Below are 25840 nucleotides of genomic sequence, written 5' to 3'. Positions count from 1 at the left end.
GAACAACTGACGATGAACATATTAATGGTTAATTTTCCTGCCGAGGGGCATGTAAACCCTACCCTGGGTATTGTAAAAGCATTTGCTGATCGGGGAGATAACGTGCACTATATTACCACTGAGAAGTTCAAGGAAAGACTAGAAGGAGTTGGGGCGATCGTACATCTTCATTCTGATTTGCTTAGAAAAGCATCCATTGATCCCTTTACTCCTTCCGGATTGAACGCTTTTATAAACATCCATATTCAAACATCATTAGATATACTTGAAATCACGAAGCAGTTATCGGAAACCACTAACTTCGACTTTATTATTTATGACAAATTTGGTGCAGGGGAGTTAGTGAGGGATTATTTACATATTCCAAGTGTCTCTTCATCCGCATCGTTTTTAATGCCCGAGAAAGAATTCAAACCTATGCTTGGCCCTGATTCGTTCCAGCCTGACGAGAATGCTGAAAAATTACTTGATCAAATGAAGGCGGAATTCGATGTTGTGCCCAAGAATATGCTTCAATTCATGAATAATTCCGGTGAAATAAATATTGTATACACAAGCCGATATTTCCAGCCTGACAATGAGCTTTTCGGGGAGGATTATGTATTTATTGGTCCAAGCTTTCCACAAAGGAAAACAACCGATCACTTCTCTCTTGAAGCGTTAAAAGATCACAAGGTTCTTTATATTTCTATGGGAACCGTTTTGGATCATGTCGAACAATTTTTCAATACTTGTATCGATGCTTTTTCTGATTTTGAGGGGAAAGTTGTGATCGCAGCCGGAGAAAAAGCTGATTTTACTAAAATCAAGCAAGCGCCCGAAAATTTTATCATTTCTCCATATGTACCTCAATTAGATGTACTAAACCTATCTGACGTTATTATTACGCATGGTGGAATGAACAGCGTTAATGAAGCTATTCATTACAATGTACCCTTGGTTGTTATCCCCCATGACAAGGATCAGCCCATGGTGGCGCAGCGATTAACTGAGCTTGGAGCTGGCTTCAGATTATCAAAAGATAATATTGATGCGAACTCTTTAAAGGATGCCGTAAATGAAGTGCTTTCTAATAGTGAATATAAAGAGGCGATACAAAAAATCAATGATAGTTTCCAAGAGTGCGGCGGGCCAGAAAAAGCCATTGGAGTCATTGATTCTTTTTTGAAAAATGCGGCTGCCAACAATTAGTCAGCAGCCGCTTCAATTCGGTTTTCTTTTTTCATCTCGTATGGCATGATCTCGATTATGGACAGCGGGTTCTCTTGAGCCGGCAGCGGCAAGCCGCTCGGGCCAAAGTCTTCATCTGCCAGAACGCATACCGCCCTTCGATATTCCCCGCCGGACATTAGCCATTCCAGCAGCGACAGCGTATGGGAGAACGCCTGGCTTCCGGAATGCCCCAGTGTCAGGGGCAGCGTGTCGAGCAGATTAAGCTCTCTTCTGATTTTGGCGCAAGCTCGCTCGGCATGGGGAGTATTCGCGTGATAGCAAAGGACCAGTACATCCATGTCTGTCAGCCATTGTCTGTTCGCTTCCATTTGAGCGATGGCTATGTCTACCAACGATTGATTTTCACCGTCCGCCCTTGTGCCCGAATAGAGAACATTAAACGTTAATTCCGTCTTCATCGTAATCATAGCCACCCTCATTCTCTGTTACTCATATTTGTGCAAGGCACAGCCGTAATAGCCTCCGAAGCCTACGGTAACCGTCAAGTAGAAGTCGCCTCTGTTCAAGGAACCGTTCCTGACCGCATCGTTCACGTTTAGCAGAATGTCCGTATTATGAAGATGCCCCGCATGTCCAAGTGCCCCGGCATAAAATTTATCCAGGGGACAACTGATCGCCCGGGCAAGCGTACTCCAGGTGTGCAGACCCAGATTTGAGCAGAAAATAAGGCTGATCTCGTTCATACTCATTCCTGCTTCCCGTAACACCTGCTTTACAACCTGACGAACAGCCAAATAGAAGGTTGAGAAGTACATTTTAATTCGTTCGGGACAATCATCGTATACCAAACCGTCCACTTTGAGCCGCGTAGATAGCGTCCGCTGCCCTCCGGTACCGGACCCCCGGAATAGAGCGGCGCTTGCCGCATCCCCATAGAGCATATAGGTGTCGCTGCGGTGATGAGAGCTTATCGCTTTATCCGCCGCGACAAACAATACAGCGGCATTGTCGTCAGTTTCAACGGCCAAATAAGCTTTTGCCAAATTAAGCGATAAATGTATGGTAGCGCAGCCGTATTCCTCTGGCTGAATAACCGGCGTCTCACCATAGGCATATTCGCGGAGCAGCCCGGAGAACAAGCTCTGCGCCCCCACTCCGGCGCTCGTGACACATGCGAAGAGAATCGCTCCGAGCCGTATTCCTTCCTGTCTTGCCTGGCTTAATATGGGGGCGCATACCCGGGCAATCATATGCTCCAGACTTTCATCCCTGGCGATGGGAACTTGCTCAAAGCCGCTGTCTCTGTACTCCGCCGCGCTTAAGCGGAAAGAAACGCCGTCTTCGTTGATTTCCTGGATAACTTGATCGATAGAAGGCCGGAATGATGGAATATATACATTAATATCCGTAAGGGTTAAATGGGCTGCCGTCATCGCTTCACGCCTTCTTAACCAGGTGCAGAATTTTGTACCTGCGCTTTCCCGCACGCATATCATCGTAAATCGGCGTTCCGGGAACGCCCATCGTTTCCCATACGGCGTCCCCCTTACCGAGAGTATCACCTAGCGCCGCGAGACGGCTGCCTTTAGCCAAGTCGCTTGCCAGCAGAACCTGCTCGGAGATATCGCGGGATAGCGACACTTCAAAGCCCAGCTCAATCAAATACCTTTCACCTTCCTCGAACTTGAGCGCATCCAGATCATCCGCATAGACGAACACGCCTCCCGCCTTCAGCACGCGGAATACCTCATCATAGAAACGGTTAATCCGGGGATAAAGATCCGAGGATTCGATATTCAGCACGATATCGCAGCAAGCGTCAGGGATGGGCAGCTCTTCCGCGTCGCCGACGCAGAACGAAGCCTGTTCATACCGGTTGCTTGCCAGACAGAAAGCGATATTCGTTTCCGTCAAATCAAGTCCCGCAACGGTTCGCGGCCCATAGCTTTTGCAGAGTGCCCGTACGTTGCCGCCTCTGCCGCAGGCGATTTCCAGCACGTCCTTCCCCTCTACATCGACTCCGTTCAGGATCTCCTGCAGAAGCCGCAGCGATTGATGATTGACTCCTCTCGGCAGGCTTGCCCCGCCTTTCTCATCGCTGGGCTCAGCATACCCCCAATTGATAAATGTGGAGAAGCGCGACACCCCGTTATCCTCCAAGGCCCGGTTAAATGACGTAAACATCTCTTTAACCGCCGCCTTCCGCTCCTTATGCTCCATCGTTTCCTGAGCGTTGCTCTCCAAAAGCAGGTATGGAATCAATCCGCCCTGCACGGGGTAGCTTACCCCGCATGACGTACAGTCGAATGAAGACTCCTTTTTCTCCAGTGCTTGCTTGCACCGCGGACATGCCCAGCTCATGCCAGTGATTGGCCAAGCACTGCTCACTGCATCCCCCTCCTTAGCCATGGCTTGCCGCGCCTTCGATGCCTGAGGCATCTTTCACCAGATGTATGATTTTAAACACCCTTTGGCCTCTGACCATATCCGTGTGGTTTTGCGTGCCAGGCGCCTCCAGCCATTCCATGACCCGTTCATCGCCTTCAAAGGAGCCTTCAAGCGCCTGCCGGCGACTGCCCAGCGACTCGTCTCCCGATTGCAATACATTGCCGGTAATATCCCGGATATATGCGGTGCGGAAGCCAAGTTTTTGCCATTGCTCTTCATAGCGCGGCAGGTCGGAAGCGCTCATAATATCCGCATACAAAAATGTCCCTCCAGGCTTTAATACACGGTAGGTCTCTTCAAAAAAAAGCTCGATATGCGGGTACAAATGCGAGGACTCGACGTTCAGCACATAGTCGCAGCTCTCCGTGCGGACAGGCAGCTGCTCCGCGTCGCCAATACAATAGTAGGCTTGTTCATATCGGTTGTTTCCCTGGCAAAAATAAATATTGGATGGCGTCAGATCAATGCCGACCACGCTGCCGGCCCCATAGCTTTTGCACAGCTCATTCACATTGCCTCCCCGTCCGCAGCCGATTTCCAGAATATCCCTTCCTGAAAGATCGAGCCCGCCAATGATTTCGCGGAGCAGACGGATGCTGCTTTGATTTATACCCAGAGGCCCGCCTGTTGGTTCGTTCCCAGGGGTGGCATACCCCCAGTTGATAAAGGTGGAAAATCTGGAAATCCGCTTCTCCTCAAGCGACCGGTTGATGGAATCGAACATGCCGATGATCGCTTCCTTCCGTGCCGCGCCTTCCGAAAGCTTCTCCTCCAAAGGGCTGTTGATTAACATGCTCGCTACACCATTTTCCCGTGCGTATTCGAGACCGCAAGTCCCGCAGACCAAACGTCCGTCCGCCTCATGCAGAGCATTCTTGCACTCGGTGCACACCAGGGTAATGCCTGACAATGGCCAAGTCGTGTTCATATTAACATCTCCTCGTCATTTTAGCCGCTTGCGCTGCTATAATTTTTGATCGCCTTTCTCCAAATCAAACGGACACACACCAGAAGTAGGATCGGGACGAGCGCACCCCACAGCATAAGCCCACCGTCCAGCCTCTCCATGACGCTAAGCGGCCCAAAATTCGTAATCACTAGAAAAGGCAGCACATATACGCCGATCCTCTGAATCAGCCGGGGATAAATCGGCATAGGCATATTGTTGGCATCCCAAATCGCATAAAATATACCCGCGAGGCCCCCGGTATTGACGAACCAAAAGGACAGAATGGCCGGAATAATCATCAAGCAGTAAGTAATGACCAAGGCGGACAGAAGGTACAGCACAAACAAGAACAGATGGTACGCGGTAACGGGAATTTCGAGCGCGCTCCAGCCTATGGAAACCATCGTGATGCCTGCGACGAGATTGGGAATAGGCATACCCAAATCGATATAACGGAGCGAGACCATAAACTGCAGGGAGATCGGCTTCACCATCAGCAGATCCAGTTCACCCGTTCTCACATAGTCCGAAATACGGACGAAATTGGTGAAGAACAGGCCAGAATAAAGACCCGTCATCATCGTATACGTACCCACGAACATCAAAATTCCGTCTGGCGGTATATCGCCGATATGCAAATCGCTCTTATATACGACGACGACATACAGCAGCTTGGACAGCAGGTAGGCGATTTCAACAGCGATGCCTAATATGAAATTCGTACGGTATTCCATTTGCGCGATAAAGCAGTTTTTAATGAATTGTAAATAAATGATGCCATAGGTTTTGAGCGTGCCGAGCCGCGTTTCCAACGATTAGCCCCCTAAACCGAGATACTTTTTAAAGCCGAGCCGCCACACCAGCTTCGAAACGAGGAACATGACACCGATCCAAAAGATTTGCATCAACAGCCCTTCCGTGATTTCATTCATCATCAGCTTCCCGTTGATCACATTGGACGGAAAATAAATGGTGTACTTAAAAGGAAGATAGTTCAGAAGGCTGCTCACCGTCCGGCCGAACACCTCAATCGGAAACACGCCGCCGCTCAAAATAATGACAAGCAGTCCGGTCATTTCGAAGAAATAGGAGATTTCGGACAGCCAAAAGGCGATTGCCGCAATCGTGTATGAAATGAGAAAGTTCAAGATCAGCGACAAGGCCATCGCCGCCACAAAGCACACCAGGTTTACATGCGGGATACGGATGGTGTACCGTCCGCCAAAATAATAGATAACGAGAAACAAAACAGCCAGCATGACCGTGAAAAAGAACAGCTTTTGCCCAAGCAAAGTAAACAGCTTCAGCCCGAAGTAGCTGGCCGGCTGCACCAGGTATTTATTCAGGGCCCCGTCCTTGATGTCCGATGCGATGACATGATCCATATTGGTCGTCACGATTTTGGTCACAATCGCCGCCACAATCGTATACAGAATCATTTCTCCGTACGTATAGCCGAAAAATTGTCCTGAGCCTGATCGTCCGTAGACAGCGGTCCAAATATAGTACTGGATCATAATCGGGAAGAACGCGCTGATCAGAGAAAAGGCAAAGTCAAGCCTGTATTCCATCGAAGCCTGAACGCCCAGCTTAAAGACGCGTATATATTTCGGATAAATGCTCATACGGGCTGCGTCCTGTTATAAAGAGAGACGATGACTTCCTCGATGGGCTTCTCTTCAATCGTAATATCCTCGATCGGGAAAAGGTTGAGCAGCTCTCTCGAAATCGGACGAATCTGTTCCTTGGCGATTTCCAGCGTTGCCGCAAATTCGTCCGTCTGACGAACGGCTCCGAACGGCTCAAGCCTGAACGCTTCGACGGATTGGCTGAATTTCAGCTTGACAATCTTGGTTTCATTCACCGCACTATGCACCTGATTCAAGTTGCCGTCGAAGACGAGCCGGCCGTCGTTGATAATCAGGGTTCTTTTACACAAATCCTCAACATCCTTCATGTAGTGGCTCGTCAAAATAATCGTTGTCTTATGATGCTCGTTGTAATGCGCCAGAAACTCCCTTACTCTCTTCTGCGTGACGACATCAAGCCCGATAGTAGGCTCATCCAGAAACAGCAGCTCGGGCTTATGGATAAGCGCGGCGATCAGCTCCATCTTCATGCGTTCACCCAGCGACAGCCGCCGGACCTGGACATTCAGCACATGCTTCACATCCAGAAGTTCGACCAGCTCATCGAGCGTCCGCTTGTAGGTCTGCTCCTCGACCTGGTAGATGTACCGGTTCAGCAGAATCGACTCCGCCGCAGGGAGGTCCGCCCAGAGCTGGCTTTTCTGGCCCATGACAATCGCGAAACGCTTCTTGAACTCCTTTTTCCGCTCATAAGGCTTAAACCCCAGTACGGAAAGACTGCCGCCAGTGGGATGCAGGATGCCGGAGAGCATCTTTAACGTCGTTGTTTTGCCCGCACCGTTCGGTCCGAGAAAGGCGACCATTTCGCCCTTGCCGATAGAGAAGGTAATGTCCTTTACCGCTTGCTTGGTTAAGGATTTGCGGTAGATCAGATTTTTGAGGGAGTTCATCACTCCGACGTCCTTCGTATAATAGGTAAAGCTCTTGGCCAATTGCTCAACCTTGATCGCTTCTTCCAAGTAGCATCAACACCCTGCTCTTATATGTTGGAATTACCGTCCGTAATGATACAGCAGGCCGCAGCGGGAGCAGACCGGCATCAATCCGCAGGACAGCAGCTCACGGTGCTTGCCGTAATTCTCCCCGTGCCACACCTCATTGGCGGGCGCTTCGCTTATGTTGCCGACTGCAAGCTCCGGAAAGAATTTACACGGCGTCACGTTCCCGCTGGGCAGCACATCCATCCGGGTGGAAATGGCAAGGCACTCTTTCCGCTTCATCCCCGTCATCTGGACCCCGCTCACGAAATCGCCGATCTCGTCAAGCTCCAGTGCAGGCATGAACCGTATCCGGCTGCTCCACGTATGCTCTGAGATACGGCGAACCTCCTCCTTCAGCAGCTCCACGTTCTCCGGTGAAATGCGGTAGGTGAAGGAATGCCAGCTGCAGCTCCCGGGCTCGGCCGGGTTCAGCCAACTGAGCTCCTTCCTGTACAAGTTATCCATGTCCGCCGCGGATTCGGCAGAAATATACCAGGGATAGACGAAATAGACGGAATCGACGCCCATCTCCTGAAAATGCTGCATAAAGGAAAACAGCTTCGGAATCATGGCATCGTTCATCGTCAGGCTGATCGAGACCTTGCCTTTGAAAATGCCTTTTCTTTGAAGCTCCAGCAGCAGCCGGACCGCTTGGATAACCTTTTGGTAGGTCCCTTTGCCCCTGATCGCATCGTTCTCCGCTTCGAATCCTTCCAGGCTGGCGAGTACGACAAGCCCTTCACCGATCTTGAGCAGCGATTCCAGATGCTGCTCCACCAAAACAGCGTTCGTGCAAAGGGTAACGGTACGCTGATCCTGTTCCAGCAGATCGGCCAGCTGCGAAAATTGGCTGTAATAGAGCGGCTCGCCGCCCCACAAGTACAGCTTGGATTTCTTCTCCCGCGTAAACGCCAGCAGCTTCTCTACAAGCGCGATATCAATTTCCTTCCTCTGATCCTCCTTGGTCATCTCCCGATGGAAGCCGTCTTCATTCCATTCATAGCAATGCTTGCAGCGCAAATTGCAGCCGTTGTTCAGCTTGATCCCGATATCCTCCGGGACCTCCATCGCATATCGGCTGTCCGCCTTTCGCAAGCGGCTTGCCCGCGACATGTTCATAATCGTTCGTTTCAGATCGTTGAACACCTGCTCATCGAATTTCCGGGTTGTTTTGGGCTGCATCAAGAATCCCTCCATAATCCATTGATTGATTTCGTGCTCGTATCAGGTTCTCATGCATGGAAATGAGCGTATCCAAGGAATAACGCTGGGCCTTCCAATCCTCATACCAGATTCCGAAGCCCTGCTTAATCCAGTAGGCGGCATTAGCCGCCTCATGCCTGCCGAATGGCTCCAGAAAAACGAATGGCGTCGCCGCGGCAAAGGACTCCATCAAGGAATATCCGCCCGGCTTGCTGATGATCGCGGCGGAGTGCCGAATGACATCGAATAGCGGCGGATAAGGCTGCTGATTCCGGTAGGCCGGCGCCTGACCCGGCTCGATGCGCGCAAGCGGGGGAAACTGCATGCGGTCGTATTCGTCCTTTACCCAGGGGCTCCATTCGGGATCATTCATGTAATATTGAATTTGCTCATGGGGATTAATATCTTCTTGGTAATAGGCAAGCACATTCAGGCGTTTCCCCGCCTGAAGCAGTTCCTGTACGGCTGACGGATAAGTCCCGATTCCCCATCCCCCTCCGTGCGCAATATAACGTTCTTCCCTCATACTTAGCGGTACAGGAGCCTCTTTCGAAATGGCAATCCGGTAGGACATGCCCTTGCAAGCCGGGTCATAGAACCAAATATGATTATATGAATCGCCTATGTCCTCGTATACCAAATAAGAAGGGGAGTGAACCGCGTCCAGGTGAAGACAATCCACCTCCAGCCGCGGGCTCCCGATATAATGTTGATACTGCTCTATTATCGGAAGCCAGAAGCCGGTTGCGGTGATTAATCGGGTTCTGCCCTCCCGGCTCCAGACTTCAAAGAGCTGCTGCAGCTTGATAGAATCCAGGCAGCTGGAAATATCACGGGCCAGCTCGGCCCCTTTTTTGGCTACGGCGAAGTTTTGATGAAAAGCTTTTTTATAGGCGGGCACCTTTTGTTTAATGTGATCAAGGTAGAGATCCTCCAGCACGCACACTTCCGCTGGTATGCCTCTGCCGTTCAATTGGCTGCTCAGCTGCATGACCGGCACATAAACCCCTAACGAGTTGCCGGAACCGAGCAGGGTAACCTGTTTAAAAGTCTCGCTAGCTATACCATTTCCCTCCTTTAGACTCGAAGCTTAGTCTCATTCGCTCCAAATAACGTTCCCGCTCCGGCATATGATCGGCAATAACGGTCATGTAGAGCCTGCCCTTGTACAAGCCGCCGCCTTCGGGAGCGGCTGTTCCGGCTTCGGCTGCGCCAGCGAATAATGTGGCGGAAGACAGCGGCAGAATGCCGTTTCCTTGCCGGTTCGGGTACAGAATGTCATGCCGCTTCAGTTCGTCAAGCCACCATTCATAATCGAACCGTTCTTTGAAGCCGACCGACCGGAAGGTGAAGAAGCCTTTTTTTCCGCAGGTCTCAAGCACCTGATCCAAACGATGATTAATGAATCCCATCGACTTCCGCGCGTTAATCTCGACAATCGGCACTAGCGTTCCGTCTTTCAGTATCATCGAGTCGATGCACACCGGTCCATAGTAGCCATCTTTATACAGGCTGGCGGCAGCTTGCATCAGCACTTCGAAGTAGCCTGCTCTTTCGAGCGCCTCCCGCCCATCTGCATCCATGGATTCGGAGCCCAAATAGGCAAACTGTCTGTTGAGTATTTTCTGCAAGCCGGTTAATTGAAATGAGCCGTCCCTCAAAATATCGAACTGGCAGGAGAAATCGCATTCTACATCCAGGTAAGGCTCGATGACGAAAGCGGCAGCTTTGCCTTGCCCTTCCTGCCTGCGGATATAAGACGCCACTCGCTCCAGGCTCGCCTGCGATTGAAGCAGCATATTGCCTTTTCCGGAAACGCCGTACGGATCTTTAATAAGAACCGATCCATGCTCCGCCAGCAGGTTATGTCCAAGCACCGACAGCTCTTCTGCCGAGTAGACGGGCTTACCGAAGCTTGTGCCAAGAAGATTTCCCGTTAAAAGGGTAGAGTATATTTTGGAATTGACCCGCTTCACCGTTTCGATCCCTGGCACCTTGGTGTCATATCCATATTTGGCGATAACCTCACGGGTATAAGGCACGATTGAAAAAGGGGATAAAGCGTCAAATGCTCTATACCGCTCATCATAATTCGAATCGGATACCATGGCCTGAAAGAGATTAGCCGAAGCTTCCTCTCCCTCCCAGACCAAATGCCCGAAGGAGAAACCAATGCTTGCCAGATACGCCTTATGTGCATCCTCCATGGCAAACCGGGTCAACAGCGTATCGCCGCTGCCGCAGAACGGAAACATTAGCTCATCCATTGCCAGAACAATCCGTTCTCTTTCTTTATCGCGAATAGCGGGCAAGCGCGCCAGATTCTCATCTCTCCAGTGGGACTCCGCGTCAAAGATTCCGGCAACCAGCTCTCTAGCCAATCTTTTTCTCCATTCCGTTCAGGAAATCCATGAAACGCTCAATGGACAGCAGACTGTTGTAATCCAAATCCTCATAAACAATTTCCACTCCAAACTGGTCTTCAATCTCCAGAATGAAATTGATCATTTGTAGCGAATCCAGGCCGACATCATTAATCAAATCGCTCTCTGGTGTAAGAGTGCTTCGCAAGCTTTCATCCTCTTTAACTTTGATAATAATTTCTTTAATACTCTCAAACATTTCTCCTCTTCCTTTCTAAATTAAGATGATATGAATAACATATATAACTAGATTAGTATATAATTGTAATCACAATGCAAAGGAGGGCCTTATGTCACAACATGTTTTGTTTATTTCCGCCCATTTGGACGATGCGATCCTGTCCTGCGGCGATTACATCGATGCGCTTGTACATAACAATTACCGGGTTACGATTGCCACAGTCTTTACGGGTATGGGAACGGAGTTGTCCATGCTGGCCAGAATCCTTCACAAAAAATTCGGGCTCGGGATGGATACGATGGACGTCCGCCGGGAAGAGGATATTCATGCTGCTAAGGCGCTCGGCGCCAGCGTCCTGCATCTCAACCTGCTGGAATGCATTTATCGTAAAAATAAAGACGGCAGCCCTGTATACAGCAAGCTGAACGAGTTGTTCAATACGGAAGTGAGGACTGAACATCAGGTGATGGAAGAGATCGTCTCCGTACTGTCTTCACAAATCCAATTTGAAAATTATGATGGCATTTACGTGCCGCTTGGAATCGGAAGACATATTGATCACTGCCTCGTCCGTCAGGCTGCCGAGCGGTGCGGGCTTCGAGCCGGGAACAGTACAGGCGGGCACATTCGGTTGATTTACTATGAAGACCTGCCTTATCTATGCTTTAATAATGACTTAACCTGGAGAACCGAGCTCGCCGCGGGACTAATTGAAAGATCAGTCAAGCTTGGGCGCAGCAACTTAACAGCCAAATTAAATGCAGCCTTGAAATACGGCTCGCAAATCAGCCTGCTTTGGACGTCTAGATTCAGCATGCTGAGGCAAATGGCGGAACATGCAAGAGGAGCGGCTCGTCAATCCAAGCTTCAAGGTCCTGAAAGCGGCAATTATTTCTTTAGAGTTTACACGGCGGATGCCAACGAGCCTGTGCCTCTTAGCGAGAGCGGTACATAAGGGCTAGACTGCATTACCTGTAACCATTGCGGCCAGATCGGCTACATTTAATGAGCTTCTGTCTATCTGGCCCAGGAGTTCATCCGGCAGCTCCGTCTCGTATTCCGTCTCCAACTCTACGACAAGTTCAACGACCTGAATCGACTCCAGTCTAAGCCACACATCGCGCAGCAGCGTGTCAGCCGTAATGGACGCGTCCTCAGAGGATGAGCCTGGGGAAGACGATATTTTTTGCTTGATCAGTTGAATAATTTGCTCGGTAACACCTTGCTTACTCATGCCTCACACTCCTTTCATCCATCATTTAACAATTAGGCTATCACCAAATTCGATAATAAGATTTTAATTTGCTCTTCTTCTTCGTTTCTAATTTTTCTTATTTTTGTTATTATTTTGTCGATAATTGACGATTGTTCCGTAACCATATACTTGATAAGCAAGTTTCTGCACAGGAGAGCATCATTTTCTAGGCTTTGGTAACGTTCCAGAACCCCAGTACCCGGCTTCAAATATCCGTGCCGCTCCAGGAAGGGAATCCGGCGCAGCATGAGCGCTTTATGGTCACATAGCACATGAAACGGCCGGTAATCGGCTCCCTGCTCTTTATCCTGAATCTTGATAAGATTCTCAATCAATTTGTCATAGACTGCCAGTCCGTATACGCAAGGATTTGTCCGGTGGGTCATTTCCCTGCTTTTCTCAAAGCAGTTATGCCCCGTTAAAAAGCCCTCCATCTGCTCCGCCAGATTCGATAGATTAAAATCATAGCCTAGCGAGTCATTAAAGCTGATTAACGATAAGCCGCCCTTGCCGGAAAAAAGCCAATCCTCGTCCCCTTCTATCGCGTGGTACGCCTTCTCCAGCTGCTCGAACGGAACCTCCGCGAAAGAATATTTGCCCGTAAACGTAAAATCAGCCGCATGGAACACTTGGCGCTCCAGATCATATCCGTAAATAAACAGATCATGCGGCAGCCGGTCATGACCCTGTATAAAATAGGCCTGATCGAACACACCGTATATGTAATTGTTCAGATTGATGCAGTCCACGAAGAAAGAGCAAATGTCTTCATTGAAAAAACGCACCGTTTCCCGCTTCAAATGCTGATGAAACAGCCACGGGCAGAACTCGAATGTAGGTGTCCGGTGAAAATCTACGTACGAGCTGATCCAGCCTGGATTAGAGGTGAGCTGAAGCTGAATAAAGTGGTTCATAATCCAAGGTTCCGTTTCCGGATAATTGCCTAATACGGCGAACGAATTCGCCTGCCATTGCCATGATGTGATAATCGGGTATTGCATCGGTAAAATTTTTGAGCTGCTCATGCAATCCTCCTTTTTAGTTTCCTCATATGAGGGCCGAGCTGTAATTACTGGTAATCAAGTTCTGTTATACCATATAAAACCAAGTAATATGGATATAATATACATCTTTTATGTTATTTTTTCCAGAAAAAAATTCAGCAAAGGGAACGCAGCATAAATCTTGAAAGGAAATGGGATTAGAAGAAACGGAAAAAAAAGGGGCCTGCCGGTTATTTGTACCCGGAACGTCCGGTGAATAGCCGGGCAGGAGAAGTGAGGTTTAAACGTTTATAATTCAAGCTGGCTGCGGTGGTTAAAGAATGTACGGTAGCCGAGCTGTACGAAAAGTATTACGGATAACGAGACGCTCCCGACAATACCCAGCATAATAGCTATCTGGTATTCGACGGCTACGATTGGCGATGTTCCGGACAAGATTTGTCCCGTCATCATTCCAGGTAAGAACACGATACCCATACCGACCATCGAATTAATGGTGGGCAGCATAGCGGAATCGAATGCCTGGTTGACAATTTCCCGCGCGGCCATTTTCGGTGTTGCCCCAAGCATGAGCGCCGCCTCCACTTTATCTTTTTGGCCGTGCATGCCTTCGGTCAGGGAATTCACGCCTAACGCGATCCCTGTCATCGAATTGCCAACAATCATCCCAGCTATTGGAATGACATACCTTGGTTCGTACCAGGGCGCCAGCTGCAAGACGATGAAAATAAAATAGAGAAGGCTGACCAAAATCCCGGAAGTCATCGAAAATGCAATGCTTCGTTTCATGGCTTTGGACAGTTTTCCTTTTGCCCGTTTATTAATCGTCCGGATAGAAAACACAAGCATAACAGCCACAAGCAGCAAGGTATACACCGGATGAGCGTGCCCAAATACGTATACCAGCAGGTACCCGACCAGAATGAGCTGAAGGGTCATTCGAGCTGTTGCGATCAATATCTCCTTTTCACGCGGGATACCTTTAATTCTGACGATTACAATCAGAAGAATCACGAACAAATAGGCTGCGGCCAGCTGCCAAAATAATAAATCAATCGTTCCGTTCACTCAACATCCCTCCCGTTCCCCTGCGGCACTCCATTTTTCATTTCAATAACAAAATCGGCGTATGTATCGGCAATGTAACGGGAATGCGTAATCATGACGAGTGTCTTGCCGTTTTCACGAATGAATGTGGTCAATCTCTGCATTACCGTATCCGCAGTGTCTTCATCCAGTGCTGAAGTCGGTTCATCCAGAAGGAGCGCCATCGGATTCATCACAATAGCCCTTGCAAGGGCTAAACGCTGCTTTTCCCCGCCTGAGAGATCCTCCGCATTTTGTTCCATATCTTTCTCCAGACTGGCGAGATGAAGCGCCTCCTCCAATTGTTCATTGGATGCTTCAGGCTTACCGGCAAAAGACAAACCGATCTGCAGGTTATCTCTTATCGTCCCTTTGAACGTGATCGTGGCTTGCGGCACCATCACCGCACCTCTCCTCCACTGGGTGGGGTCCATTTCACTCGAAAGATGTTGACCCAGCCAAATCTCGCCTTCATCCGGGCTGTCCAACTGGTTCAACAACCGAAGCAAGGTTGTCTTTCCGCTGCCGCTCTCACCTACAATGCAGGTTATTCTCTTTGCAGGTATCGTTAAGTCTGTGATGGACAGAACCCCTCTGGCTTTTACTCCCTTTAACCGGAACATCGTCGCCCTCTCCTTTTGGCCATGCGGTCACTCGTTGATTATCGATATCGAAATTCATTATTGATGGTACTCAAATAGCCGCGAAGCGTCAAACCTTGCAAAATAAATAAGTGGATTCATCAACGGACTGTCTTTAACTTCGCTCGCACATTAACAAGGACAAAGCAAAGAAGTAAGAATAAGAAAATAATAATCCCTACGATTTCGAAATCAAGTTCTGCCCAAGGATTAAAGTAAGTGAATGCCTGATAGAAAGAAACACCATAAGCGAGCGCAACAATCACCCATCCAATGATTCTTGAAGCCGATTGCCCCAAACTGCTTGATTGGTTCATCATTCTGAACGTAATTAGAGAATCGATGGTATCGGTAATCATCATTCCAAGCATAAAAATAAGTCCCAGAATTAGAGGCATGTATGTGAATGAATTGCCGGCGGCTGCTAGTGCCCAAACAGACGTTTGACTAATGGTCTCGGCAGCCAGTGCGAAGATCCCTCCTACTAAAATAATTAAAAATGGATTTGTTGTTCCCCGCGCAACATTCGAAATAAACTTCCCTTTAATCCCCTTAAGTTTAAATTCCTCATTTTTAAATTTGGAACGCATTAGATTAATAATATTTATGGTTCCAATGATAAATAGGGATATGATTGATACCCAGGTTGCAAAGGTATCAAAGTACTCAGGAAATCTAAAATTTTGGGTAAACATTCCGAGAATTGTCGCCATACCAGCCACGACTGCTCCATGACCAAATGAAAACAGTGTACCTACAAAGCGGGCGATCGGGCTGCCCATCCGCCAATTGTAACGGGTTTGTCCATCAATAAAAGCTAAATGATCCGCATCCAGTCCATGACGTAGACCCAGCACAAAAACAAGAAGTATAAGCGATATCGTTGACATTGATGATTCCCTCTTTCTTAATCCTATTTTTTCACACAAAAAAAGCCCCGGGGCAACCTTTGCAGATTCGGGACTTACCAATGGGAACGTTTATAAACGACATGTTTAGCAGAGCTAAAATGCGAGTTCATGTTTCGTCACCACTCCTTTTCTCCGAAGGCATGATTGGTGTGCACATCCAGGTAGGTCTTCTGGCTTCCGTATCATTGCCTGCCTTCTGTCTTCCCCAGACTTGCTGCTGAGTGACATAAAAGAAGGAGGCTCCTCGGTTACAGCGGCGGGACCGCTCGGGATTTTCACCCGATTCCCTGTTACCCCTTGATCTCGCAAGGGCACCTGGTTGCAATATATGAAATTAATCTGATTTTAATTCTAAAATCAGACTGTGACCAGTCCCAAGCAGCACTGCTTATATTTCTTGCCGCTGCCGCAGGCGCAAGGATCGTTGCGGTCTGGGAGCTTTCCTTTTAAGTAAATCTGCACGTTTTGGCAGAACAGGTTGCTTCTGACGCTGTCTCCAAGCTGCTTCATCCGCTCGTCTGCATATGCATAAATCTCCTTATAGCTGGCGCAAAAATAATCTCTGCCCTTGGCCTCTAGCTCCGCTCCCCATTCCCGGTTGCGCGGGCAACCGCCATGACAGAGACGTTTCCATTCGCAGCTCCGGCATCCCTCCGGCAGCGTAGGCTTCATCCCAAGAAATCGATTGTACAACGGATGCTTCAAAATGTCTTCAATGGAGTGTGTTGCCACGTTGCCGATTTTCCATTCAGGAGAAATGTAAAAGTCGCACGGATAGGCGTCTCCGTTCTGCTCTAGAATAATCGTGGTCGGGCACTCGGCTCGATGAATGCACAGCTCTGCCTCCCGATTCGTATAACCGGCCAGCATGTTGTCAAAAAAACGCACGGAAACCCGCGGATTCCCTCCGTTATACCAATAATCGAAGGCTTCACGCAAAAATCGGCCGTATTCCGCAGGCGTAATATCGTAAACACCCGGCTTGTCCGGCTCCTGCGACCGGAAATCCATGCAAGGAATGAACTGGACGTAGCTGAAGCCTTCCTGTTCAAAGAAAGCCATGATCTCGGCAGCATTACCTACATTGCCTTTGTGAATGACGGACAATATATTGAAATCCACGTTATGCCGCCGTAATTGCTCGATCCCCTTCATTACCCGGTGAAAGCTGCCCTGCCCGCGCGAGTCCACCCGCCGCGCGTCATGAATAGCTTCAGGACCGTCCAGACTTACGCCGACCAGAAAATTGTATTTTTTAAAAAAAGCCGCCCAGCGGTCGTTAATCAACGTCCCGTTCGTCTGAATGGAATTGCCGATGCTTGTCCCTTTCGGAGCATAACGAGCCTGAAGCGATACAACCTCCTCAAAGAAATCCAGACCCGCGAGCAGCGGCTCCCCTCCCTGCCAGGCAAAGGAAGCCGCTCCCCGTGACCGGGCCATATATTCTTTAATGAATTTTTCCAGAATGGCGGAATCAATCCGGTTGATCTTGGGTCCCGGCTTGCCGCCACATGTACTGTAGTAGCAGTAATCACAGGCCAGGTTGCAGTCCTCCGAAACCGTCTTCCACATCACGCCTATATGCCGATGTTCCAGTGTTAAGCCCCCGCAGCCCATGTGTTCTCACCCTCCTAGTCTCTACCACCCGAAAAAAAGAGACGTATTCCATAGATTCATGGAATGACGTCTCCGAAGTTCCGGTCAACATTATTCGACAGCCCGTTTAATTCCAATTTATTTACTCGGTTATCACGGTGTCTTGAATATTAACCTCAGGATATTAATTTGTCAACTTCTATTTTTTTAATTTGTTATTTCCACCGCTGTTCTGTCAACGGGATACCGGTTGTTTCAAGCTTATGCTTGGCTTTTTGCTTTTTTGCTGTGCAGCTATTTGTGTGTCATCAAGGCTGCGGAAATATTGCTCCACTTCTTCCAGTGATTTTCCTTTGGTCTCCGGCAGGTATTTCTTTACGAACAGTATTGCCAGCAGGCCCAAGGCGAAGAAAATGAAGAATGTCATCGATAAGCCGATTCCTTTAAGCAGTGTCGGGAAGACCAGGCCGATTGTAAAGTTCGCGATCCAGAGGCAAAAGGTGGTTACCCCCATCCCAAGCCCTCTGACTTTTTGCGGGAAGATCTCGGAAAGCATCAGCCAGGATACCGGCGATATGGCCGCCTGCTGGAAGGCAAGAAAGATAACGGTCAGACTTAGCACCATATATGGCAGCACAGCCGTTCCTTCAAGCAGGTAAGAACTAGCACCGATCAGCAGCAGCGATAATGTCGTTCCCATCAAGCCTCTAATCATCATCGTACGCCGGCCGATTCGGCCCAGAAGCCAGATACCGAAGAACGTCGCCGCAACGGATATTATCCCGTTTACAATATTGCCGATGAGCGCCGCCTTCGTAGAGAAACCCGCATTCCGCAGAATTTCCGTACCGTAATACATAATCGAGTTGATCCCGGTAATTTGCTGAACAATTGCGACCCCGATCCCGATAAAGAGAATCCGGCGAATCCAAGGCTGATTCAAATCCTTGAATTTCGCTTGTTCCATGCTTTCTTCGGCATTGAGGGATCTTTTAATTTCTATAATCTCGGCCTTTGCCTGCTGTTCCTCACGCACCTGCCGAAGCACTTCCAGAGCCTCACCTATTTTGCCCTTTGATGCAAGCCAGCGCGGGCTCTTCGGAACAAACAGCATACCAAACCACAATAGTACAGCCGGCAGTGTCGCAATAACGATCATATACCGCCAGATGTGATTGGTTTCACCAAATATAGTGCCAAGAACCGCATTAAAAATATAGGCTAACAGCTGCCCCGAAACAATCATCAATTCATTCTGGGTGACCATCTGGCCCCGCCGTTCCGCCGGCGAGATTTCCGATAGGAACGTCGGAACGGTCACGGATGCGCCGCCGACGGCAAGCCCGAGGATAAACCGGAAGACGACCATTAAGTCCACATTAGGCGCCAGCGAACATCCGATTGTAGCAAAAAGAAACAGCATGGCGAGATAAAGAATCATGGTGCGCCGGCCGAAGCGATCGGATAATCGCCCGCCGAACACTGCGCCGAATGCCGCTCCCAGCAGCAGTGAACTCGTGACCAATCCTTCCGTAAAAGCGCTCAAATTCAGTTGGTCGACGCTTGACATGTAAGGCAGCGCGCCATTGATTACCCCGGTGTCGTATCCGAAAAGAAGTCCGCCCAGCGTGGAAATGATAGCGATGATCCGCAGATTCCTCTTTGGATTATTTTTCTGCGTGTTGGTCTCCGCCTCTACTACAGTATTCATATCGTTTCCCTCCCTGAATCTGTTGCGCAAACGAATCCTTTTCGCTGTAAGTTCCGTCCATTTCATGTCATTTCATTTGCTTTCATAACTATAACAAATCATTTCACAACTGACAACCCACAACTATTATACGAGTTGTAGGTTGTAGGTTGTCGGAGGCTTCGCTTATCGAGTTATGCATGGGGGGAGAAGCGGGATAAATGTAAAGAAACAGCGGCGGACTAGGACTCGAATAAAGTCTTAGGCTGTCGCTGCTTTTATTGAGCTAACGTTCCCCGTTAATGAAACACTGATTAGGTTGCGCTGTTTGCCGCTGCACGCTGTCTTTTCTGAATTGCATGCATTCCCATGATCACCGCCACAAGCTCGTAAGTATCCAAATAATCGCATTGATTGTTCAGAAGATAAGCCCCTGAAGAAAACCAGCCGTTCACTTGTCTAAAACTGGCAATGATTTCGGATTCATCGGATATCTCATATTCTCTTGAAAATGCCGGGGAAGTTATCTCGTAACTCCCTCGTCCTTCGGTTTCATACGTAAATTTCTTTGTGAAAAGTGCAAATCTGCTTCGAAGCACACCTAAGAGCTCCCCTTCGGGACCGGTAACCTCCCATTTGTTAGAGAAGAATGGAAAATGTCCTTTGCACAGCAGCTCGCCATTCTGCCCGTACACATCGATTGCAGAGCCAAAAGCACTCCTCAAATCTATATGACCTGCGTTCTCTTCCTGTTCATTCAGAATCTCCGTAACACCTGCATTAAAAAAATTATCCCGAAAATATAAATCCATTAACCTCGCCTCCTCCGGAACAATACGATGTAAAGGAGGCAAGGTTACATTTATTCCCAACTATCATAAATCTTTGGACTTGAAACGAAGTATCCCTATTATAAAAGCTGCAACGGTGTACACGATGGCATATGTAACAAAGGAATTTGAGGGTACCGAGGAAAAATTGTTGATTCCGGATGAAGACACGTCGAAAGGAACCATTCCGCTCAATTCGTCAAAGCTGAACAACTCGGCAATCATTTTGCGCTGCAGACCGTCCGCGGGCATGATCAGCGATATGATTCCGGTAAGGCGGTTCAGCGATTCCGTCACAGCCGGATCATTGGTGAAGCCTGAGCCGATCCGTTCAATCATGCCTCCCAGCCAGCTTGCTCCATACAACATCGTCATAAAGACCCCGTTACCTATGGCAGAGAATAATCCGGAGCCGAGCATGGACACGGTCACGAGCAGAGGGACGGCTAAGGAGAACAGCAGAAATGATTTGATCCAGGCTGCTGGATCTAATGGAATCGCCGCATGCGCCCGGGTAATGAGCAGAATGAAAATAAACAGCAGCAGCGCGTATGCGATTCCCACGGTTACATACCCTAGCCAACGCCCGGCATACCACTTCCACCTCGGAAGCGGGCGGGACAGAAGCGCCTGAAGCACACCCTGCTCCGCTTCCCCCGCGATGGCCGAGAAAGAAGTGAATATCGCCAGAAACGCGAGCACAAACGACCCGAATAAAAAACCAAGTGTCACTATAATCGCACCATTTGCAAATCGGTTAATCAATGCTTCTCCGCTGTCGCCGAGCCCTTGGGGCGTGCCTTGATCCCCGATTGCGCTTGCCACAAACCAGAACCCTAAAAGAAATACTGCAGTCATGAGCAGTGTGAGCAGCAGCACTTTCTTTCGCAGCATTTCTTTCCAGGTTATGCTCCAAATGATCCTCATTCCCGTTCACCTCTGTGGTCAAGTCCGGATACGGTATTCACGAACCACTCTTCCAGACGTTCTTGTTCACGCGTGACTTCATAAAGCGTCATTCCTTGCTCCACGATGAGCGCATTGAGCCAGCCCGCTTGCTCCTCGCTGTCTAGTTCCGCTTCCAGCCATACAACACTTTCATCCTGCGACTGTCCATAGTGAAGCTGGTCTACGCTATTACGCTCCCCATGGATAGACTGCTCCTGGCGGGAAGACAGCCTGATGTGCAGACCCGTCTGTTCATTCAGCCAGGAACGCAAAAAAGGCGTGAATCCGCCCACTTTAAAAAGCCACTTCGTTTGTTTGCGAAGCACCTCGGACACACTGCCGTGCCGCAGGATAACACCGTTATTCAACAGCGCCATCCGGTCGCACAGCAGCTCAACCTCCTCCAGCAGATGGGAGTTGAGAAAGATCGTCTTGCCCCGCTCCTTCAGCTTCTCCAGAATATTGCGGACTTCCCTGCGTCCAATCGGGTCCAGCGCCGATGACGGCTCATCCAGAAAAATGATCTCGGGATCATTGACCAGCGCGCAGGCTAGTCCCAGACGCTGCTGCATCCCCTTGGAGTAATGCTTGACTCTGTCCCTTCCCCGCTGTCCAAGTCCTACTTCCTCAAGAAGCGCCGGAACCCGCTTGGCAGCCACCGAACGCTCCATACGGCATAGCCGCGCATGAAGCTCCACCACTTCTTCTCCGGTCATCCACTCCTGGTAGCGGTATAATTCAGGTAAATAACCGATTAGCGACTTCGCCGCAAGAGAGCCGATCTTGTAGCCCAGCAGAGCGGCGCTGCCGCTTGAGGGTGTAATCAGCCCGACCAGCATTTTGACAAAGGTGCTTTTGCCTGCGCCGTTAGGGCCGAGGAAGCCGAAGGCTTCCCCTTTCCCTACGGTAATGCTTACATCCCGGCAGCCGCGTCCGTTATTATATTCTTTAGTAAGGGCCCGTGTTTCTATCGCCGGTACACTCATGATTGAATCAACTCCTGAACCTTAGCGGTTATCTTCTCTTTGGTGGTATACACATTTCCGCCGGATAACTGAAACAATTGTCCGTTCTTTACCCAAACGGCATCATAGATCGTGGATTGATCGTATTCGTGGCGATTTACAAGAATATTCGTACCCTCTACCGTTATTTGCTCGGCATTGTCTTGCGAAACGACCGGTATCGGAACTTCACCCGCCAGAATACTGCTCTGCTTGAGGCTTGATTTCAAAGAATCCGGCAGCAGGGGGAAATTGATAACGGCTTCCACCGCTTCTTCTACCTTGATCGAAGGGTCTACGGTTATTACGGGAGTATTCATTTGGGTCAGGTTAGCCCAATGGTCGCTATCAGGGGACAGATCATAGTTCACGGCTTCCGGAACGTGCAGCGTAATGGGTTTTCCGTCAATGGATTCCGGCAGCAGCTGCTCGGCGCCCAAACGTTTCATCGCTTTATTAACTTCATCTACATTAAGATTAAGTGTAATTTTCTCGGAAGGATATACGGTTAACTCCGCTCCTTCATTAGACAAAGCCGCGCTTAACGGCGCATACCCTAACTTGTCCTTAACCTGCTCCGGCTTGATCATTCCGCTGATTGTGCCTGAACTGCTTGAAAAGGAACCAAACTTGTTAAAAGTCTCTTTCAGGTCGCCGTTCTCGCTAACCGAATTGAACATGTTCCGCAGATCGTCCTCATTGACAACCGTTACCGACTGCATACGGAACTGATTGAGGATGGCGGCCATCGCCGTGTTGCCTACAGGGGTAGCGAGGATGGCAGCAACAATGGTCATACCAGCGGCAGCCATCGCCCATTTCCGGCGGCGGTTCATCCTCGGACGGCGTGTATGGCTTCTATCTCCGGTACTGCCGGTAACGGGGTCTTGCCGCTCTGCATAACCCAGCTCCTCAGCCGTACGGGAATCTGTACCGGAAAGATATCCAGCTTGTTCCAGCGCTTCAAGCTTTGCCGCTTCCGCTTTCCGGTCCCATTCCGCCCATTTGTGATTGAGTGGCTCGCCCGCAAGCGTCTCCTGCAGTCTTGCCCATGCCTCATCCGTTCTTTGCTTCTCTTTATCGTCATTTGCAGAATAGTTATTCATTAATCAACATCCTCCTTAAAATTAAACTGTCAGTCCATTTGCGGCAGCGATTTGGATGCAGTGGCTTTCAGCCTTTCCGTAGCCCGGTTCAGCAGCGTCCCTACAACCGGAGGCCTGACACCAAGTTCGCCGGCGATCTCCGCATAACTGTAACCTGAATATCGGAGGAGAAGCGCCTGTCTGTCACGCTCGGGCAGCTCATCCAGCCATTCCCGCACATCCTCCTGATCCAGCTTGCGCATAATCAATTCTTCACCCGATGGCGGCGATGCCTCCGCGTCATACATCAGCTCCTGCTTGCTCTGCAGCCGCCTTTCCCTTGCTTGCTTCTCCAGAAAATCATATCCGATTCGGGTAAGCACACGGTGGAGCCAAGCGCCCAGCGCCGCCGGGTCGTCCGGGGGATTGCGGTATAATCGCAAGAACACGTCCTGAGCCAGATCATCGGCTGACGCCTCATCGCGCACGAGAGCGACCAATTTGCGCCGGACAGCAGGGTAGTGCTCATAAAATATCGATCGAAAACGTTCGGATTCCGGAATTTCCATTTTGTAATGCCTCCTTAATTAGCTGCAGCTATATATAAGACGGCCGCCAGTTGCTTTTTGTATCAGGATATCGGATCAAGAGTAACACAAATCCCCAAAACTTCTCCAATCGCTGAATGACCGTCTCCGCTCCTGAAGCGAATGGCCTTAAATAGTGGTAATACCGCTCAGAGATGTTCATAAAAAAAGCCTGCAGACTTCGTTCGCATTTAAGCGGACTTAGTCTACAGGCTATTTCTACTCACTAGAAATTGACTTGCCGGCATGAACTTAGGCTCTCAGACGAGTCTGGCTCCTCCGTCCACGGTCAGCGTGATCCCTGTCGTATTCGTATTTTCCAACAAAAATAGGATCGCGCCCGCAATATCGTCTGCTGAAGCAATACGACGTACCGGTAAGGTGGCTGCCGTTTGTTCAAACCAGGCTTTCTTTTGCTCTGGCGGCATTCCGTCGTGCATCGGCGTATCAACATATCCAGGGGACACGACGTTAACCCGCACCGGAGCAAGCTCAGCGGCCAATACCCGGCCTAAGTTTTCCAGGGCGCCATGCACTGCGGATGGTACCGCCGCTCCCGGAACCGCTTTATCGCCAAACACTCCGCTTGTCAGTGTAATCGAGCCTCTTTCCCGAATAGCCGGCGCTCCGTAACGAATGGCCAGATAAGGTCCCCAAAAGCGGCTCTCAAATTGTTCTCTGGCGCTTGCTGCGTCCAGGTCCAGAACCATGCCCAATCCGTGCTTCATTTCCCCTGCCGTAATCACTAAATGATCGAAATTCCCGATTTCTGCAAAAAATGTACGAAGGTCGTCCTCGCTCCGCATATCAAGAGCCCTTGTCCGAATCTCCCCATCCAAGCTTGCAGCCGCGTGTTCAAGCCGTTCTTTGGAGCGCCCGGCAATGATAACCTCCGCTCCAAGTTCCGATGCCCTTTTCGCTGCCGCCAGACCTATTCCGGAGCTGCCGCCGATTACAATGATGCGTTTCCCCTGCATTTCAATTCATCTCCTCTCAAGAATTTACTGCATCCAAACGTTGATCATCCGTGGATTGTTTGGCACTCCACGCCATAACGGCCGCCGCCGCAAGCATAATAACGGACAGAGTCCCGCATAAAGCCGCGAATCCGAATGGCATTAACGCAGCGGCCAAGATTGGGCCCAGACTCGCTCCGACGAAAACGAAAAATCCGTAAAGCGCCAGAGCCATGCCGCGTCCGGCCGAGCCCAACATTCCGATCCGGGAAATGATCGACGGAACGGCTGCGGCGATTCCCGCTACAAAAATAACCGTCGCGGCGCTGAACATCGCCATATGAACGTTCAACAGTGCCGCTTCCCCCGCTAATCCGGCCGCAGCGGTGAGAAATCCTCCTACGAGGACTCGAACCGGCCCGAAGCGGCGGATCCAAGAACCGCTAAACAACGCGCACATCATTCCGAGCATGCTGATAAGTCTGAGCCAAAGAATGCGATCGGGAGTTAGATGCAGATGCTGCACCGCGAACTCGTTCAAACCCACGAACATGGCGACAAAGCTCATTAAAATCGTTATCGCTGCCCCATAAGTGACAAGCAGTGCCGGAATCCTTACCAAAGTACGGAATACTTCGAAAACGCCGGCGCCGCTTACGGGCCGTTCAGCATTCGGCCGGTCTTTCGGCAACCAGAATGAGAGCACGATCAAAATAACGTATAAGAAACTTAATAATGCGAATACAGCTTTCATCCCCCAGTTCGCCGCCACTTCCGCAGAGAATATTTGTCCGATCACTCCAGCAAGCAAAAATCCGCAGCTCAGGTAAGAAATGACGTTCGGACGCTGCGCCGGGGGAATCACATCGCTGACATAAGCAAGAGCGACCGGAGGAAACGAGGCGGCAAGAAATCCTTGTAAGGCTCGAAGTAAGAGGAACGGGGTAAAGGAAGCAGCCATTTCTACGGATAAGGTACATCCCGCAAGAAGAATGAGTCCAGCGAGAATTAATCGCTTCTTCGGTACTCTGTCGGACAAGGTGCCGAAAAATAAATTCCCCAGGGCGAAAGCCATGCTGAAAATACTGCTCGCCCAGACGGCCTGAATCGGGGTTACGGAAAATTCCGAGATTACATAAGGCGTTAGCGGAATCATCACGTAAAGCAGTGAAACGACAGTAATCCCTGTTACGGTCAACAATGTCGCCGTATAAGCGAGGTGAGATTTATTCATTTCAATA

Annotated in this window: 27 protein-coding genes and 1 riboswitch; of the genes, 2 read left to right on the top strand and 25 right to left on the bottom strand. The window is 49.6% G+C overall.

Annotated elements, in window-relative coordinates; translation table 11 throughout:
• Window positions 1-12 precede the first annotated feature (12 nt).
• Entirely contained in the window at window positions 13-1191 is a 1179-nt protein-coding gene (locus KP014_RS17215) for a macrolide family glycosyltransferase (RefSeq protein WP_036603118.1), read from the top strand.
• Here KP014_RS17215 and KP014_RS17210 read toward each other — a convergent pair.
• The 11 genes from KP014_RS17210 to KP014_RS17160 form a co-directional block, all read right to left on the bottom strand.
• Window positions 1188-1640: a hypothetical protein gene (locus KP014_RS17210; protein WP_036603115.1), complete on the bottom strand. Its 453-nt coding sequence runs from the start codon at window positions 1638-1640 to the stop codon at window positions 1188-1190. The genes KP014_RS17215 and KP014_RS17210 overlap by 4 nt on opposite strands.
• 18 nt (window positions 1641-1658) lie before the next feature.
• Window positions 1659-2606, bottom strand: a complete 948-nt coding sequence (locus KP014_RS17205) for a 3-oxoacyl-[acyl-carrier-protein] synthase III C-terminal domain-containing protein (RefSeq protein ID WP_036603112.1) — start codon at window positions 2604-2606, stop codon at window positions 1659-1661.
• Window positions 2607-2610: 4 nt separating this feature from the next.
• Complete coding sequence (locus KP014_RS17200) at window positions 2611-3561, bottom strand: class I SAM-dependent methyltransferase (RefSeq protein WP_175491814.1); 951 nt, start codon at window positions 3559-3561, stop codon at window positions 2611-2613.
• Between the two features lie 13 nt (window positions 3562-3574).
• Window positions 3575-4549, bottom strand: coding sequence for a class I SAM-dependent methyltransferase (locus KP014_RS17195; protein ID WP_051500580.1), 975 nt, complete (start codon window positions 4547-4549; stop codon window positions 3575-3577).
• A 20-nt stretch (window positions 4550-4569) separates the two neighbouring features.
• A complete protein-coding gene (locus KP014_RS17190; protein ID WP_051500579.1) occupies window positions 4570-5382 on the bottom strand; it encodes an ABC transporter permease in 813 nt (270 codons plus the stop codon).
• A gap of 3 nt (window positions 5383-5385) precedes the next feature.
• Window positions 5386-6195 carry an ABC transporter permease gene (locus tag KP014_RS17185; protein WP_036603110.1) on the bottom strand — a complete coding sequence of 270 codons (810 nt, stop codon included), beginning with the start codon at window positions 6193-6195 and terminating at the stop codon, window positions 5386-5388.
• Window positions 6192-7178 (bottom strand): ABC transporter ATP-binding protein, encoded by a 987-nt coding sequence (locus tag KP014_RS17180; RefSeq protein WP_036603106.1) that lies wholly within the window; start codon window positions 7176-7178, stop codon window positions 6192-6194. Before KP014_RS17180 ends, KP014_RS17185 begins: the two co-directional genes overlap by 4 nt.
• Before the next feature lie 33 nt (window positions 7179-7211).
• Window positions 7212-8381, bottom strand: a complete 1170-nt coding sequence (locus KP014_RS17175; protein WP_036603104.1) for a radical SAM protein — start codon at window positions 8379-8381, stop codon at window positions 7212-7214.
• On the bottom strand, window positions 8350-9393 hold the full coding sequence (locus KP014_RS17170) for a glycosyltransferase family protein (RefSeq protein ID WP_090833967.1): 1044 nt from the start codon (window positions 9391-9393) through the stop codon (window positions 8350-8352). Before KP014_RS17170 ends, KP014_RS17175 begins: the two co-directional genes overlap by 32 nt.
• A gap of 64 nt (window positions 9394-9457) precedes the next feature.
• Window positions 9458-10783 carry an ATP-grasp domain-containing protein gene (locus tag KP014_RS17165; protein WP_051500232.1) on the bottom strand — a complete coding sequence of 442 codons (1326 nt, stop codon included), beginning with the start codon at window positions 10781-10783 and terminating at the stop codon, window positions 9458-9460.
• Window positions 10776-11024: an acyl carrier protein gene (locus tag KP014_RS17160; protein ID WP_036597217.1), complete on the bottom strand. Its 249-nt coding sequence runs from the start codon at window positions 11022-11024 to the stop codon at window positions 10776-10778. The genes KP014_RS17165 and KP014_RS17160 overlap by 8 nt, the downstream gene beginning before the upstream one ends.
• A 91-nt stretch (window positions 11025-11115) precedes the next feature.
• On the opposite strand from KP014_RS17160, the gene KP014_RS17155 reads away from it, so the two are divergent.
• On the top strand, window positions 11116-11961 hold the full coding sequence (locus KP014_RS17155; RefSeq protein ID WP_036597215.1) for a PIG-L deacetylase family protein: 846 nt from the start codon (window positions 11116-11118) through the stop codon (window positions 11959-11961).
• Between the two features lie 3 nt (window positions 11962-11964).
• On the opposite strand, the gene KP014_RS17150 is transcribed toward KP014_RS17155, so the two are convergent.
• The 14 genes from KP014_RS17150 to KP014_RS17085 all read right to left on the bottom strand — a co-directional run bounded on the left by KP014_RS17150 (window position 11965) and on the right by KP014_RS17085 (window position 25833).
• Window positions 11965-12240 carry a phosphopantetheine-binding protein gene (locus KP014_RS17150; protein ID WP_036597212.1) on the bottom strand — a complete coding sequence of 92 codons (276 nt, stop codon included), beginning with the start codon at window positions 12238-12240 and terminating at the stop codon, window positions 11965-11967.
• A 32-nt stretch (window positions 12241-12272) separates the two neighbouring features.
• The gene (locus KP014_RS17145; protein ID WP_036597210.1) at window positions 12273-13286 is read right to left on the bottom strand and encodes a hypothetical protein; all 1014 of its coding nucleotides are present in this window, start codon (window positions 13284-13286) and stop codon (window positions 12273-12275) included.
• A gap of 267 nt (window positions 13287-13553) precedes the next feature.
• Entirely contained in the window at window positions 13554-14333 is a 780-nt protein-coding gene (locus KP014_RS17140) for an ABC transporter permease (RefSeq protein WP_036597208.1), read from the bottom strand.
• A complete protein-coding gene (locus KP014_RS17135) occupies window positions 14330-14974 on the bottom strand; it encodes an ABC transporter ATP-binding protein (RefSeq protein ID WP_036597207.1) in 645 nt (214 codons plus the stop codon). The genes KP014_RS17140 and KP014_RS17135 overlap by 4 nt, the downstream gene beginning before the upstream one ends.
• A 119-nt stretch (window positions 14975-15093) precedes the next feature.
• Window positions 15094-15882: a HoxN/HupN/NixA family nickel/cobalt transporter gene (locus tag KP014_RS17130; RefSeq protein WP_036597205.1), complete on the bottom strand. Its 789-nt coding sequence runs from the start codon at window positions 15880-15882 to the stop codon at window positions 15094-15096.
• A 164-nt stretch (window positions 15883-16046) separates the two neighbouring features.
• A riboswitch (cobalamin riboswitch) is annotated at window positions 16047-16235 on the bottom strand.
• A 25-nt stretch (window positions 16236-16260) separates the two neighbouring features.
• The gene (locus KP014_RS17125) at window positions 16261-17520 is read right to left on the bottom strand and encodes an anaerobic sulfatase maturase (RefSeq protein WP_051500231.1); all 1260 of its coding nucleotides are present in this window, start codon (window positions 17518-17520) and stop codon (window positions 16261-16263) included.
• Window positions 17521-17734: 214 nt separating this feature from the next.
• On the bottom strand, window positions 17735-19210 hold the full coding sequence (locus KP014_RS17120) for a sugar porter family MFS transporter (RefSeq protein ID WP_036597202.1): 1476 nt from the start codon (window positions 19208-19210) through the stop codon (window positions 17735-17737).
• 293 nt (window positions 19211-19503) lie between these two features.
• A complete protein-coding gene (locus tag KP014_RS17115) occupies window positions 19504-20001 on the bottom strand; it encodes an LURP-one-related family protein (protein WP_036597201.1) in 498 nt (165 codons plus the stop codon).
• Between the two features lie 63 nt (window positions 20002-20064).
• Window positions 20065-20946 carry an ABC transporter permease gene (locus KP014_RS17110; RefSeq protein WP_036597199.1) on the bottom strand — a complete coding sequence of 294 codons (882 nt, stop codon included), beginning with the start codon at window positions 20944-20946 and terminating at the stop codon, window positions 20065-20067.
• Window positions 20943-21953, bottom strand: a complete 1011-nt coding sequence (locus tag KP014_RS17105) for an ABC transporter ATP-binding protein (protein ID WP_036597197.1) — start codon at window positions 21951-21953, stop codon at window positions 20943-20945. Before KP014_RS17105 ends, KP014_RS17110 begins: the two co-directional genes overlap by 4 nt.
• Complete coding sequence (locus KP014_RS17100) at window positions 21950-23077, bottom strand: hypothetical protein (RefSeq protein WP_036597195.1); 1128 nt, start codon at window positions 23075-23077, stop codon at window positions 21950-21952. The genes KP014_RS17105 and KP014_RS17100 overlap by 4 nt, the downstream gene beginning before the upstream one ends.
• Window positions 23078-23106: 29 nt before the next feature.
• Window positions 23107-23625, bottom strand: coding sequence for a sigma-70 family RNA polymerase sigma factor (locus KP014_RS17095; RefSeq protein WP_036597194.1), 519 nt, complete (start codon window positions 23623-23625; stop codon window positions 23107-23109).
• 278 nt (window positions 23626-23903) lie between these two features.
• Window positions 23904-24620 carry an SDR family oxidoreductase gene (locus tag KP014_RS17090; RefSeq protein WP_036597191.1) on the bottom strand — a complete coding sequence of 239 codons (717 nt, stop codon included), beginning with the start codon at window positions 24618-24620 and terminating at the stop codon, window positions 23904-23906.
• A gap of 16 nt (window positions 24621-24636) precedes the next feature.
• Entirely contained in the window at window positions 24637-25833 is a 1197-nt protein-coding gene (locus tag KP014_RS17085) for an MFS transporter (RefSeq protein ID WP_036597189.1), read from the bottom strand.
• Between the last annotated feature and the right edge of the window lie 7 nt (window positions 25834-25840).

Source organism: Paenibacillus sophorae, assembly GCF_018966525.1.
Lineage (GTDB): Bacteria > Bacillota > Bacilli > Paenibacillales > Paenibacillaceae > Paenibacillus_AQ > Paenibacillus_AQ sophorae.
Note: the sequence above shows the minus strand (reverse complement) of the source record. Positions and strands in the feature narration are given on the sequence as shown.

Excerpts from the sequence above, each read along its gene's own strand:
- KP014_RS17215 (WP_036603118.1), top strand. The coding sequence starts at position 13 with ATGAACATATTAATGGTTAATTTTCCTGCCGAGGGGCATGTAAACCCT.
- KP014_RS17210 (WP_036603115.1), bottom strand. The coding sequence starts at position 1,640 with ATGATTACGATGAAGACGGAATTAACGTTTAATGTTCTCTATTCGGGC.
- KP014_RS17205 (WP_036603112.1), bottom strand. The coding sequence starts at position 2,606 with ATGACGGCAGCCCATTTAACCCTTACGGATATTAATGTATATATTCCA.
- KP014_RS17195 (WP_051500580.1), bottom strand. The coding sequence starts at position 4,549 with ATGAACACGACTTGGCCATTGTCAGGCATTACCCTGGTGTGCACCGAG.
- KP014_RS17185 (WP_036603110.1), bottom strand. The coding sequence starts at position 6,195 with ATGAGCATTTATCCGAAATATATACGCGTCTTTAAGCTGGGCGTTCAG.
- KP014_RS17175 (WP_036603104.1), bottom strand. The coding sequence starts at position 8,381 with ATGCAGCCCAAAACAACCCGGAAATTCGATGAGCAGGTGTTCAACGAT.
- KP014_RS17170 (WP_090833967.1), bottom strand. The coding sequence starts at position 9,393 with ATGCAGCTGAGCAGCCAATTGAACGGCAGAGGCATACCAGCGGAAGTG.
- KP014_RS17160 (WP_036597217.1), bottom strand. The coding sequence starts at position 11,024 with ATGTTTGAGAGTATTAAAGAAATTATTATCAAAGTTAAAGAGGATGAA.
- KP014_RS17155 (WP_036597215.1), top strand. The coding sequence starts at position 11,116 with ATGTCACAACATGTTTTGTTTATTTCCGCCCATTTGGACGATGCGATC.
- KP014_RS17150 (WP_036597212.1), bottom strand. The coding sequence starts at position 12,240 with ATGAGTAAGCAAGGTGTTACCGAGCAAATTATTCAACTGATCAAGCAA.
- KP014_RS17145 (WP_036597210.1), bottom strand. The coding sequence starts at position 13,286 with ATGAGCAGCTCAAAAATTTTACCGATGCAATACCCGATTATCACATCA.
- KP014_RS17135 (WP_036597207.1), bottom strand. The coding sequence starts at position 14,974 with ATGTTCCGGTTAAAGGGAGTAAAAGCCAGAGGGGTTCTGTCCATCACA.
- KP014_RS17130 (WP_036597205.1), bottom strand. The coding sequence starts at position 15,882 with ATGTCAACGATATCGCTTATACTTCTTGTTTTTGTGCTGGGTCTACGT.
- KP014_RS17125 (WP_051500231.1), bottom strand. The coding sequence starts at position 17,520 with ATGGGCTGCGGGGGCTTAACACTGGAACATCGGCATATAGGCGTGATG.
- KP014_RS17120 (WP_036597202.1), bottom strand. The coding sequence starts at position 19,210 with ATGAATACTGTAGTAGAGGCGGAGACCAACACGCAGAAAAATAATCCA.
- KP014_RS17115 (WP_036597201.1), bottom strand. The coding sequence starts at position 20,001 with ATGGATTTATATTTTCGGGATAATTTTTTTAATGCAGGTGTTACGGAG.
- KP014_RS17110 (WP_036597199.1), bottom strand. The coding sequence starts at position 20,946 with ATGAGGATCATTTGGAGCATAACCTGGAAAGAAATGCTGCGAAAGAAA.
- KP014_RS17105 (WP_036597197.1), bottom strand. The coding sequence starts at position 21,953 with ATGAGTGTACCGGCGATAGAAACACGGGCCCTTACTAAAGAATATAAT.
- KP014_RS17100 (WP_036597195.1), bottom strand. The coding sequence starts at position 23,077 with ATGAATAACTATTCTGCAAATGACGATAAAGAGAAGCAAAGAACGGAT.
- KP014_RS17095 (WP_036597194.1), bottom strand. The coding sequence starts at position 23,625 with ATGGAAATTCCGGAATCCGAACGTTTTCGATCGATATTTTATGAGCAC.
- KP014_RS17090 (WP_036597191.1), bottom strand. The coding sequence starts at position 24,620 with ATGCAGGGGAAACGCATCATTGTAATCGGCGGCAGCTCCGGAATAGGT.
- KP014_RS17085 (WP_036597189.1), bottom strand. The coding sequence starts at position 25,833 with ATGAATAAATCTCACCTCGCTTATACGGCGACATTGTTGACCGTAACA.